Origin of the sequence: Variovorax sp. LjRoot84 (assembly GCF_964254305.1) — a bacterium.
Taxonomy (GTDB): Bacteria; Pseudomonadota; Gammaproteobacteria; order Burkholderiales; family Burkholderiaceae_C; genus Variovorax.
The window spans coordinates 2,949,894-2,961,323 of the sequence record NZ_CAXUTE020000001.1 but is presented as its reverse complement, the minus strand read 5'-3'; the positions used below and the strand labels follow the sequence as shown (position 1 = coordinate 2,961,323).

Annotated in this window: 11 protein-coding genes; 6 read left to right on the top strand and 5 right to left on the bottom strand. The window is 66.4% G+C overall.

The window, feature by feature from the left end:
* Positions 1 to 23 precede the first annotated feature (23 nt).
* A complete protein-coding gene (gene pqqB, locus ACSQ9I_RS14935) occupies positions 24 to 944 on the bottom strand; it encodes a pyrroloquinoline quinone biosynthesis protein PqqB (protein ID WP_436313627.1) in 921 nt (306 codons plus the stop codon).
* A 73-nt stretch (positions 945 to 1,017) separates the two neighbouring features.
* Positions 1,018 to 1,092, bottom strand: coding sequence for a pyrroloquinoline quinone precursor peptide PqqA (pqqA, locus tag ACSQ9I_RS14930; protein WP_010100094.1), 75 nt, complete (start codon positions 1,090 to 1,092; stop codon positions 1,018 to 1,020).
* A gap of 123 nt (positions 1,093 to 1,215) precedes the next feature.
* On the opposite strand from pqqA, the gene ACSQ9I_RS14925 reads away from it, so the two are divergent.
* The 3 genes from ACSQ9I_RS14925 to ACSQ9I_RS14915 are packed head-to-tail and all read left to right on the top strand — an operon-like array spanning position 1,216 to position 4,281.
* Positions 1,216 to 2,253, top strand: coding sequence for an alpha/beta fold hydrolase (locus ACSQ9I_RS14925; RefSeq protein ID WP_436313626.1), 1,038 nt, complete (start codon positions 1,216 to 1,218; stop codon positions 2,251 to 2,253).
* A 4-nt stretch (positions 2,254 to 2,257) separates the two neighbouring features.
* A complete protein-coding gene (locus tag ACSQ9I_RS14920; protein WP_436313625.1) occupies positions 2,258 to 3,637 on the top strand; it encodes an ATP-binding protein in 1,380 nt (459 codons plus the stop codon).
* Entirely contained in the window at positions 3,634 to 4,281 is a 648-nt protein-coding gene (locus tag ACSQ9I_RS14915; protein ID WP_093110154.1) for a response regulator, read from the top strand. Before ACSQ9I_RS14920 ends, ACSQ9I_RS14915 begins: the two co-directional genes overlap by 4 nt.
* 296 nt (positions 4,282 to 4,577) lie before the next feature.
* Here the strand turns inward: ACSQ9I_RS14915 and ACSQ9I_RS14910 are convergent, their stop codons facing one another.
* Together ACSQ9I_RS14910 and ACSQ9I_RS14905 are read right to left on the bottom strand one after the other, a co-directional pair.
* Entirely contained in the window at positions 4,578 to 5,945 is a 1,368-nt protein-coding gene (locus ACSQ9I_RS14910) for a DUF5666 domain-containing protein (RefSeq protein ID WP_436313624.1), read from the bottom strand.
* Positions 5,942 to 6,802, bottom strand: coding sequence for a DUF6502 family protein (locus tag ACSQ9I_RS14905; RefSeq protein ID WP_436313623.1), 861 nt, complete (start codon positions 6,800 to 6,802; stop codon positions 5,942 to 5,944). The genes ACSQ9I_RS14910 and ACSQ9I_RS14905 overlap by 4 nt, the downstream gene beginning before the upstream one ends.
* A gap of 755 nt (positions 6,803 to 7,557) precedes the next feature.
* On the opposite strand from ACSQ9I_RS14905, the gene ACSQ9I_RS14900 reads away from it, so the two are divergent.
* The gene (locus tag ACSQ9I_RS14900; protein ID WP_436313622.1) at positions 7,558 to 7,893 is read left to right on the top strand and encodes a hypothetical protein; all 336 of its coding nucleotides are present in this window, start codon (positions 7,558 to 7,560) and stop codon (positions 7,891 to 7,893) included.
* Between the two features lie 1,261 nt (positions 7,894 to 9,154).
* Entirely contained in the window at positions 9,155 to 9,508 is a 354-nt protein-coding gene (locus tag ACSQ9I_RS14895) for a hypothetical protein (protein WP_436313621.1), read from the top strand.
* Between the two features lie 638 nt (positions 9,509 to 10,146).
* On the opposite strand, the gene ACSQ9I_RS14890 is transcribed toward ACSQ9I_RS14895, so the two are convergent.
* Positions 10,147 to 10,437 carry an acyl carrier protein gene (locus ACSQ9I_RS14890; protein WP_436290380.1) on the bottom strand — a complete coding sequence of 97 codons (291 nt, stop codon included), beginning with the start codon at positions 10,435 to 10,437 and terminating at the stop codon, positions 10,147 to 10,149.
* Positions 10,438 to 10,924: 487 nt separating this feature from the next.
* Between ACSQ9I_RS14890 and ACSQ9I_RS14885 the strand changes: the two genes are divergently transcribed.
* Positions 10,925 to 11,224, top strand: coding sequence for a hypothetical protein (locus tag ACSQ9I_RS14885; RefSeq protein ID WP_436313620.1), 300 nt, complete (start codon positions 10,925 to 10,927; stop codon positions 11,222 to 11,224).
* Positions 11,225 to 11,430 lie beyond the last annotated feature (206 nt).

The following is an 11,430-nucleotide window of genomic DNA, read 5'->3' as shown; positions in this document are numbered from 1 at the left end:
GGTGTGTGTGGGGCTCCGCGCTCTCAGAGCTGGATCGTCATCCCGTCCTCGCAGGCCTCGATGCCCGCGCGCCGCAGCGCGGCATGCTCATCGGAGTCCTCGTCGAGGATGGGATTGGTGTTGTTGATGTGGATCAGCATGCGCCGCGTGCTCGCGGGCAGGCGCGCGAGCCACTCGATCATGCCGCCCTCGCCCGACTGCGGAAGATGGCCGATCTCGCGCGCCCGCTTGGCGCCGACGCCCAGGCGGATCATCTCGTCGTCGGTCCAGAAGGTGCCGTCCACCACGACGACGTCGGCATTCGCCATGGCGTCGAACACCGGCGGCGTGATGGCGCCCAGGCCCGGCGCGTAGAACACGCTCCTGCCGCTCTTGCGGTCGCGAATCGTGACGCCGATGTTGTCGCCGGCAACCGGATGCTCGCGGTGCGGCGAATACGGCGCCGCCTTGCCGCTCAGCGCCAGCGCGCGAAAGACCAGATCGGGCACGCCGGGCACCTCGAAGGCGCCGCCGTCGATCGCGATCGGGCTTCGCGCCACGCCGCAGTAGTGCGACAGCACGCGCAGCACCGGATTGCCCTGGCTCAGGTCTTCCGCCACCGGGTCGGTGCACCACAGCGGCAGCGGCGTGCCGCGCTCGCGCAGCATGAAAAGTCCCGTGGCATGGTCGACCTGCCCGTCGATCAGCGCCACGCCGGCGATGGCGCTGTCGCGCAGCTTGCGCGCCGGCTGCAGCACCGGGTTGCTGCGGATCTGCTCCAGGATATCGGGCGAGGCATTGAACAGGACGCCGTCGTCGCCCTCGTCGGGCCGCACGAAGATCGAGGACTGCGTGCGCGGCTTGGCGCGCACCGTGCCTGCGCGCACGCCTGCGCAATTGGGGCAGTTGCAGTTCCATTGAGGAAAGCCACCGCCGGCGGCCGAGCCCAGAACAGTGATGCGCATCGAAGAAGAGAAAAAAGGGGGCGAAACAACCCGCCCCGGGAGTGCCGGGGCGGGTTGTCACGAGGCGCGCAACTCAGCGGGCGCTGACGTACATCGTGATCTCGAAGCCGAAGCGAAGATCAGTGGCCGTCGGGGTTTCCCATTTCATGTGTGTGTCTCCTGGAAGCGTTGCACGGCGCCGGTCGGCCGCCGCGGGGATCCGTGGTGTCCCTTGCGCATCTTGGACTGCGGGGCCGCCGCGCTCCAGCCATGAAATCATGATTCGCACTTCATGATTTTCATGAATAGCGGCGAAGGGGCCGGCGCTTACCATGGCCCCGTGCTCCCTTCTGGCCTGTACCCCGAATCGCCGCCCCTGCGCACCCATGCACTGGCGGTGCCGCACGGCCATGTGCTGCATGTGGAGGAAAGCGGCGATCCGGCGGGCATTTGCGCGCTCGTGCTGCACGGCGGGCCCGGTTCGGGCAGCTCGCCGCTCTTGCGCCGCTTCTTCGATCCGTCGCGCTTTCGCGTGATCAGCGTCGACCAGCGCGGCGCCGGGATGAGCCGTCCGCGCGGCGCGACCGCGCACAACCGCACGGCCGAGCTGCTGCAAGACCTGCGCATGGTGCGCGAGCAGCTCGAGGTGCCGCGCTGGCTGGTGGCCGGCGGCTCCTGGGGAGCCACGCTGGCGCTCGCCTATGCGGGCTTCGAGCCGCAGGCGGTGGCGGCCCTGCTGCTGCGCTCGGTGTTCCTCCCCACGACCGAGGAGATCGAGGCCTTCTTCCAGGACACGCCGGGCCGCGCGCCCGCCGCCTGGGCGCGGTTCGCGGCGGTGGCGCCGGCCGATCAGCGCCACGACATGCTGGGTTTTCTGGCCCGCGCCCTGCAGCAGGCGCCGACCGTCGACAACGCGGACCTGCACCGGCGACTCGCCCTCGCGTGGTGGCGCTGGGAGCAAACGCTGGCCGGCGGCGCGGCCGCGCCATCCGACGAGATCGAACCCGAGCTAGAAATGCAGGACGCGCTGGTGGACCGCTACCGCGTGCAGAGCCACTACCTGATCCACCGCTGCTGGCTCGACGCGCCCCCGCTGCTCGATCGCCTCGGCGCGCTGCCGCAGGTGCCTACCTTGCTGCTGCATTCCCGCGACGACCGCGTCTGCCGGCCGGACGCCGCGCAGGCCGTGCATGAGCGCCTCGTGCACGGCCAGCTTCGATGGGTCGACGGTGCGGGCCACGATCCGGCGCATCCGGCGATGGCCTCTGCGATGGTCGCCGCACTCGACAGCTACGCGCTGCACGGCCGCTTCGGCGCTAGGGCCGGTTAACGACATGACGCTGCGCCTGAAGATCAACCTGATCGTGAGCCTGCTGACCCTGCTGTTCGTCGCCGCCATGCTCGCCCTGCAGCTGCGCGCCATGCGCGAATCGGTGCAGGAGGAAGTGGTGGCGGCCAATCGCGTGGCTGCGCAGCTGCTGAACCGGACGGCGTGGCTCTACGCGGCCCAAGGCACGCCGGCAATGCTGGCTTTCCTGCAGGGCGTCGGCCGCGTGCGCTCCAACGACATCACGCTGCTCGATGACGAGGAGCAAGTGCTGTACAGCTCGCCGACCTCGGTCTACAAGGCCGGCCGCGATGCGCCGCACTGGTTCGCCGGCCTCGTCTCGCCTGCGCCGACGAAAATGTCCATCGCCTTTCCCGGCGGCAAGCTGATCGTGCGTTCCAACGCCTCGCGCGCGGTGCTCGATGCCTGGGACAGTGCCGCGCTACTGATGCTCAGCGCGCTCGGCCTGCTGCTGATCGTCAATGCGCTCGTGTTCTGGCTCGTGGGACGCGCCACACGCCCGTTCGCGGACATCGTGGACGCGCTGAACCAGCTCGAGAGCGGGCGTTTCGATGTCGCGCTGCGCGCCCTGCCCGGGACCGAGGCGGCGGCCATCGGCGCCGCCTTCAACCGCATGGTCGGCATGCTGCAGCAGCACATCGAGACCGAGCGGCGGGCAGTGCGGGCGGAGAGCCGCTTGTCCGAAAGCCGCGAACTCGGCCGCTGGGTCGACCAGAAGATCGAACAGGAACGACGGTTGATCGCGCGCGAACTGCACGATGAGCTCGGGCAGTCGGTCACTGCGATGCGCAGCATGGCCTTGTCGATCGCCAAGCGCATGCAGGCACTCGATCCACAGGCAGAGCAGGCGGCGCGGGTGATCGCCGACGAATCGGCGCGTCTCTACACCGCGATGCACGGCATGATTCCGCGCCTGACCCCGCTGGTGCTCGACAAGTTCGGACTGGTGGCCGCGCTCGAGGATCTGGTCGAACGCACGCGAACGAGCCACAGCGAAGTACAGATCGAATGGCGGCTCGGGCTCGAACTCGACCGCGTGCCGATGGACACCGACGCGGCGCTCGTGCTGTACCGCGCCGCGCAGGAGGGCATCACCAACGCGCTGCGGCACGGACAGGCGCGCCGGATCGTGCTTGCCTTGCATCGCGACGAAGAAGCGGTGAAGCTCTCGCTCACCGACGACGGGCGCGGCCTGCCGGGCCCTGAAGCCACCCGGGAAACGGGCGCGGGCCACTATGGCCTGCGCTGGCTCGCCGAGCGCATCGAAAGCCTGGGTGGCGAATTGCACCTGGAACCCGCCGCGCCGAACGGTGCCCAACTGACGGTGCGCCTGCCCTTGCCGGCGGCCGTCGCGGAGAACCCATGACCCAAGCGACCCAAGCAATCCGAGTGATGCTCGTCGACGACCATGCGCTGGTGCGCATGGGCTTTCGCATGCTGCTGGCCGACGCGCAGATCGACGTCGTGACCGAAGCCGACACCGGCGAGCAGGCCTGCCAGGACTATCCGCAGGTGCGGCCCGACGTGGTGGTGATGGACCTGTCGATGCCCGGCATGGGCGGCCTTGAAGCCCTGCGGCGCCTGCTCGCCCACGATCCGAAGGCGCGCGTGCTCGCGCTGTCGGCGCACGAGGACACCGCTCACCCGCGCCGCGTGCTGCGCGCAGGTGCCCTCGGCTACCTGGCCAAGCGCAGCGCGCCCGAGGCGCTGATCGCCGCGGTGAAAGCGGTGGCGCGCGGCGAACGCTACATCGACGCCCATACTGCGCAGGCGCTGGCGACAGCGCAGATCGAGGGCGACGCCAATCCGGCCGAATTGCTCAGCGAGCGCGAGTTCTCGGTCTTCATCCAGCTCGCGCGCGGAATGACCGTGGCGCAGATCGCCGCCACGCTGAACCTCTCGATCAGCACGGTCGGCTCGCACCTCTACCGCGTTAAGCAGAAGCTGGGCGCGAGCAACCAGGCGGAGCTGACCTGGGTCGCGCTGCGCTGGGGACTGATCCAGGTCTAGATAGCGCGGACGCCGCGCGTTCAAACCTCAGAAGGCGCTCGTGCTCTGCCCGAACCAGCATGTTCATTTTCTGATTGCCCGACGACGATGTCACGCCATGACCGTTTTCATCGATAGGCGGAATACCAGCCTTGAGGCTCGAAGGTGAGCGTCGCGGATGCGGCTAGGGTAGGACGGCTTAGGCCAAAGCCGAAGTTCAGGTGGCCGCTTGACCAAGCTCGACAGGCCCTTCGGACATGCGAGATCACTCGGCCAGGTAGGCGTCCACCCATCAGCTCATGCGATCGGTCATGAGCCTATGGATTGAAACTGACGCGCGTGGCGATCAGCATGCCATCGACGACCTGATCGCCCTCGATGCTCACACGAACCCCGTTGCCCAGGTTCAACGCGCTGCCGTTGACGAACACGACGCCTGGATCGCCGGCATTCACGGGTTGTCCTCGTACCCGGAAGCTCGATGCGGAGCTGAAATTGCCGACGGCCCCGATCAGGATGAACGACGCCGGCCCGCCGGTGCCAGGGATATGCCTGATCTTGAGCTTGGTGGCCTTGAGGATGCCGTTGGACATCGTGCCGGCAACGTCCACCTTCACGCCATTGCCGACCGAGCCGGCCGGCCCGCCGGTGATCTGCGCGGAAGAGGCGTCCACCGGCGTGCCCAGCACCCGCAGCGAACCCAGTCCCGCGTAGTCGGTGACGACGCCTGCGAGCTGGACCTGCGTGGCGTTCGCCGTCGGCACCGGGTACCACCACTGCACGAGGGTGGCAGGCAGGCGGCCCGGCAGGGCGATGTTCGCACGCACGCGCACGAGGGTGCCGTTGGCAGGCGGGCGCCCGTCGGGGCTGCCGCTCAGGGCCGCGACGCTGTAGTCGACGACGAAGCCGCCGAGCGTGAAGGTGCGTCGTGCCTGATCGAGGTTCTGGACCGTGCCGGTGAGGATCGGTGCCGAGGGGCCGTGTTGCTCCACGCGCGTCGCACGCAGTACGCCGGGTGCCGCCGGCAGGCCCCAGACCTGCAGCGTCGTGTTGGGTGCGATGGCAGCAAGCCCGGCCGCATCGGCCCAGACGGTGGCGTTGTCGGTGGTCACCGTGGTGCCCATGACGACGAAGCTGCCCTGCGCCAGATCGACCGATGAAAGCGGGCCGCGAATATCGGCCGCCGAATCGACCCGGCGGGCCGTGCCGCTCGTGAAGTCGGCGTTGACCGGTCCGCTGACCTTCACGCTCATGCCCAGCTGCAGGGATGCGGCATCCTCGAGGTTGATGACGGCGGTGTCCGTGTCGTAGCGCAGTCCGCTGACGATGATGCTGCCCGCGCCATCGACCCCGCCGATGCCGGCCGCATCGGCGGTGCTCACGCCGGTACCGCCGGAGCCCACGCCCGATCCGTCGTCGCCGCTGGAGGCCGTTGTCGAGCCGCCATCCGTGCCGGACGAGCTTCCGCCCTGGCCGTCGCTGGTGCCGCCGCCGCCGCCGAGCGACTCGGTGGTCAATCCTGCAATGCCGGCGCTGCCGAACGCTGCGCTTCCGGCTCCGCTGCTGCTGCTGCTGCTGCTGCTGCCACCGCCGCCGCCGCCGCCGCCGCCGCCGCCGCCGCCGCAAGAGAGCAGCAACCCAATGAGCAGTGCCATAAAGCCGTTGCGCAGCAAAGTGCTCGTCATGCCTTTCTTCGCGATCGTTTGGAGGGAGCGGGGGCCGAGTTTTTAGCGTACTCGGTTGTGCCGTTTTCGTAGTAGGTGTAGATGCCGATCCTGATGCGACCCGAAGCTGTCTTTTCGGCCTCGTCGAAGGCGCGCGTCATCTCCCGGGTCAACTCGCCGTGAAGTTCGTTCCACCGCTCGCGCACGAAGGCGTGGATGCGTTCGCAGTCCTCCAGCGCAATCCCGGTTGCGAATACCGATCGTTCGAGCAAGGGCGGCTCTGCGCCGAGCGTGTTGGCCACGCTCGCGAGCAGGTGGTCGCGCGTGTTGTCGCCCAGGAAGGCGAGCATCGTCTTCAAGTCCTTCGCCGGAACGAAGGCGGTGGCGTTGAGCTCGGCGCGGCCCTCGTGCTCGATCGCCATGTTCAAACGCACCAGCTCGTCGAGGATGGCGCGGTGGTGCACGTTGCCATGGCTGGCGCGCCGGGCGACGGTTTCGAACGATGACGCCGGGGCTTCGGCCACGATGGGCAGGGACCGGTGCGCAGGGTCCTCGTCGATCATGTGCAGCCACAAGGTCAGGGTCTTGGCCGCGGCCGACATCCCGGTGTGCGGCAACGGATCTTCCGCTTCACGCACCATGGCAGTCACCGCCTTGCGGTTCAAGCCTGTCGTCACCGACAGCTGACTGATGTTCGGCTCGGCGCCCTTGGATTTGAGCCAAGCGCTGCGCGCTTCGTCGACCAGCACGTCGCGCAGCAGTTCCTCCAGGTGGGCATGCTTGACGCCGAAGGCCAGCGCGAGCCTGACCAACGGCCGCATGACGCGTGCGCAAGCCGAGAGGACCCAGGAGAGTTGGCCTTCTGTCGTCTGCGTCATCTGTCGCAGATCGATCGACGCCGGGCTTGATCACGCTTGGCGTCTTTCGATCCAGTGGGTTTCGTGGCCATGAAGTCTGTCTCCCAGCGCTGCAGCCTGTTGAAGCCTCTCTCTATTGCGAGGCGTGTCAGGAACCCACAAGCCGCCGTTGACCTGAGTAGGAGCTTCCTGCAGCACCTTGTCAGTCCAGCGCAGCCTGATCTCGAACAGCGCGCGCAAGGTTTGGTGCGACACGTGGATCCTTGGACGGGGTGAGATGGGCGTTAACACCCAGTTACCAACTGGACCAGCGACATCCGCCGAAGTCTTACAAAAGTCCTCGCCACTATAAGACAAGAGTAGTACAAATGTGAAGCCTTCACATTTGCCGCGCCGTCGAAGGAGACCGAGATGTCAAAGTCTGTCACACGCAGAAAGGGCCCGCTAGCGAGGAAGAGGCGCCGTCTTGCTGCACTGCGGCACCGCGGCGCGCGGGCACGAAGGTCCATCGAACCTTGCGAGCGAAGTGCCCGCAGGGCAAGGGCTGCGGCGGTGCGGGTCCGCAAGGCAGTTCAGGGCCGCATCGTTCGAGCGTTCCGAAAGCAGATCGAAGGTTCGGGCGCCGGTCCCGACGACACCGACCTACTGATGTTTGCAAGGATCGCCGTCGCCGAACACCGATTGGGGCGAAGCCTGGCTCAAGCCAAAGCGCAACGCTACCGCGGCGCGCGGGCGCACACCGAACCCGCAACCGTCCTTCGTCCAGGAGCGCATCAATGACAGCCGCTGCCGTTTTTGTTGCCGAGACTAAGAGTCCCTCTTCGAGCGTTGCCTTCGGCAACCTCATCGATCTCGCAAGATTGCAAGCAGGCAGCTCGGCGGAAATCTGTGAGGCCTGCAGCACCATCAACACGGGCTCCGCACACATCTGCAAATGCTGCTCTCACAAGCTGCCTGCGTTCTATGCAGCCAGCAAGAATTCGGGCGAACAGGTACCGCCGCCGAAGCCGCCGCGTGGCCTCTCAAAGCGGGCATGGGCCATGGACTTCGTGGCGTTCTGGGTCGTGATCAATTCGCTCGTGATCATCACGAAGTTCATCCCTATTCCGTAGCGCCCCAAGCGCTGCTGTCCTGTCCGGGGGAATGCCGGTGTGACGAAGTTCTGTGAGTCGTGCCACACGCCCAACAGGGACCGCGCCAGGTACTGCTGCGGCTGTGCCGGCAAGTTTTCGGGCATTCGCTCGGGCACGACGACCTTCGACACTACCGTCAGCGAGCCGCGCTGGCTGCAAACGGCTTCGCCCTCTTTGTTGCCATTGAACGCTGCTGTTCTGAAGCAGAAAAGTCAGCGCGCGCCGAGACGCATCGGCTTTATCCCCGTGCCGCACGGCGTCGACGTCTCTATCGTCTGGCTGTTGATCGTCCTGGCGCTGTTGTATGGAGCCTTCGTCTTCTGGTACTTGGGCCGCTCTGCGATGAGCGGCCCGACGCTTTCGAGCGCGATCTCGTCTCTGCTGCAGTCGGCCAACCTGCCCACGGAACGAACAGAAGCGCCTCCGTCGCAATCGCCCCTCGTGCCGGTGGGCCCGTCGACGGCAACTTCTCCCCCGCCTTCTGCCGGCTCTGTGAACCGCGCGGCGAAAGCTGTTCCCCAGCCGCCTGCAGCCTCTGTGGATCAGACGATGGCCACTGCTGCGCCGCCGGCGGCGCCTGCGGACCAAACAGTGGTGGTCACTCAATCGGCCGCGCCGGCAACGGAAGGCGCAAAGCAGCCCGAATCGCCGCACACTCCATCAAGCGTGCCTGCCCAGGATGCACCGACTGACTCGGTCGCCCAAGACGACCTCGCTCCGCAGCAGGCTCCAACAACCGTGATGACGGTCCGCATTTCGCCTAGATCGGCGCGTGTCGCACCGACGCCGACACCGGGGCCGGTGCCAAGAGTGCAACAACCCCCAGAGCCCAGAACTGCCAGGACAGACGCGTTCGAAGCCAAGGCTGCCACGCCGGCCACTTCGGCACCGGCACCGGCACCGGCACCGGCACCTGCCGTGGCGCTGGTGAGGCCGCCTGCTGCTGAAACGCATCCCAGCGTCGGCGACGCGCGTCCATTGGCGCGTCCAGATACACGGTTCCAAGCCGCCGCTCCTCCTGCGGCACCAAGAAGCTCGGCCGCATGCGACCGGTACAACCCCTTTGGGGAGGCGCCTTGCTTCAACACCAGGAACGCAAGTCAGTTGGTGCGATCGCCCCTGGTCGGGGGCTCAGGGTCACCTCCGGGGGCGACCGGTTTTTCTGGCGCGGCCAACTCAGCTGTGATCTCCAAAGATTCGGGCGGAGGCGGGACCGTTGGAATAGCCAGCGCAGACCCGGGTGGTAGCGGCGCTGGCGGCGGAGGTGCTGGTGTTGGCGCAGGCGCTGTTGGCGCAGGCGCTGCTGGCGCAGGCGGCGGCGGCGCAGGCGGCGGCGGCGCAGGCGGTGGCGGCGCAGGCGGTGGCGGTGCAGGCGGTGGTGGTCCCGGCGGCGGCGGTGGTGGTCCCGGCAGCGGCGGTGGCGGTCCCGGCGGCGGCGGTGGCGGTCCCGGCGGTGGTGGTGGCGGTCCCGGCGGTGGTGGTGGCGGTCCCGGCGGTGGTGGTGGGCCTGGCAGATAAGGGCCAGCAGAAGCGACCGTCGCGCCCAGTTCCACAGGTTCCGCAGGATGAATCGTGCGCCGGACCGACCAAGTAGGCGGCGTCCTGCGGGGTGCACCGAACCCATCCGATGCGGTTGCACTGGAGGAAGGTCAAGCTAGCGTTTCGAGTTCGGGAAAGCCGGAAACGGACACCCCGAACGCGCGGAGGCCCTGCCCAGAGACGAAAGTCCGGGCAGGGCTTCTTGTAGCGAACCTAGCTCCACAGGCTACAGCTCGGGCCGGTCATGGACCGTGTTGGACTGCAATCATTCAGCCGTCAGGGCGTCAAGTCACGATCTCCCAATGGACCGCGTCCTGACGAAATGTGGCGCACTGGAGCACGCGTCGAAGCTTGTCGATTGAATGCGCGCCGCAGCCACCAAGTGGGCGGCAAACCAGGCAACTGAGCAAGTCATGGCAGCGCGGAACTCGGCGCCAGGCCTCCCGGTAGGTAGTCGCGACTGCAGCCTTTGAGCTCATGGTGCCTATTTCGCCTTCAGGTAGGCACGAACCTTAGGCGCGCCATGCGCGGCTCAACTTGCCCTCCGCGAGCAGCGCGGGATGGCCCCGCCGTGGAGAGTTCGACCTCTATTTCACCGACGACGGGCTTGCTGCCATCAACGAGCCCTGGCCTCGCCAAGAGGCAGCGTTCGAGCGATGACGGATATGCCGCTATTGACGGCGACCTCGGCTTTCACTTGGCTTGCGTCATCCGGATCTTGTCGTCGACTACCGCCGCGAGCCCGGCCAGCGTGTCCACGCTGTTCGTCTCGTCATCCGCAATAGAGATGGAGAAGCGGTCTTCGATCGCGAACACGAATTCGATCAGCGTCAGCGAATCGAATCCCTTGTCGCGCAGGGGCGCGTGTGGCTCGAGCGCTGCCGCTTCGCTGCCGTATAGCTTGAGGATCAGATCCCGAAGTTCGTTCAGCGAACTTGGGCCCGAGCTCACGTCAACCATGGTGTTGTTCAGTGACGAGTCCATGCGTATTCCCGGTCAAGTACATCTTGGCACCTATGTGAAGAGTATGTGAAAAGTTCACATCCGGCGAATATTGCCGTACATTGCGCCTGATGCGACGTAAGACAGCACGCTCTTACGTGGGGGACAGCCCCAACCGACGGAAAGGAGAAAGCCAGGTGTCCCGTAAAACACGTGCCCTCATCGAAATCAGGCTGCGGCGCTCGAACGACGTAGTCCAGCAAGAGACTGTGGCCGTTGTCCATGAGCTGTGGCGACCGGACACACCTCATAACCGGGAAAAATTGGCCTTCGTTGCACACCGGGGAAATCGTCTCTTTGGTAACGATACCCACTGGGTCGAACGACGATTGGCATGACCGTCGTTCGCGCCGTTGCATGCCCGTGACCACATCCTAGAGGTGGTCCGGCTGCCGCCGGCAGCTGACTCTTGGTACAGCGTTGCCCCAACTCCGAGTTGCAGCTCGTGCAGCTTCCCAGGGAGATCAATATGAACAATGAGATTCAGAGGAAATTCGACTATCGAGGCGCGGTCATCACCATCGAGGTGACTGGTGATGGCGAGCAGATTTCCGCGCATGCCGATGTCCATCGGGGCGGCGAGTTCGCGGGCCGGGTCGCGTTGACCACGAGCCAGGCCGAACGGGAGATCATTTTTGACAAGCTCGACTGCAAGGCGAAGAAGCTCGTCGACGGCCAACAAACGGGATGCGACGACAGCCAGCGGCCATTGGCTCCTCTTTCCATAGCGGCGCATGGTCATCCTCGTCCGCACAACCTCATGGACTGACAAGACGCTGATCGACTGCGGGCGCTTCTATCTGGGCCGAGCGCACGCCTGACGGCTCGTCTTCGCGACGTGAAGCCAGACGCTGTACTACCGCAGCACGCCATCCGAGCTCCGCGCCGAGCTTTGGCGGAAGGTTCGAGACGCGATCGCGCCGCTCAAGGCCGCCAAGCTCCGCCTGGTTCATTCCAGTTCCCGCCCAGGCTGAT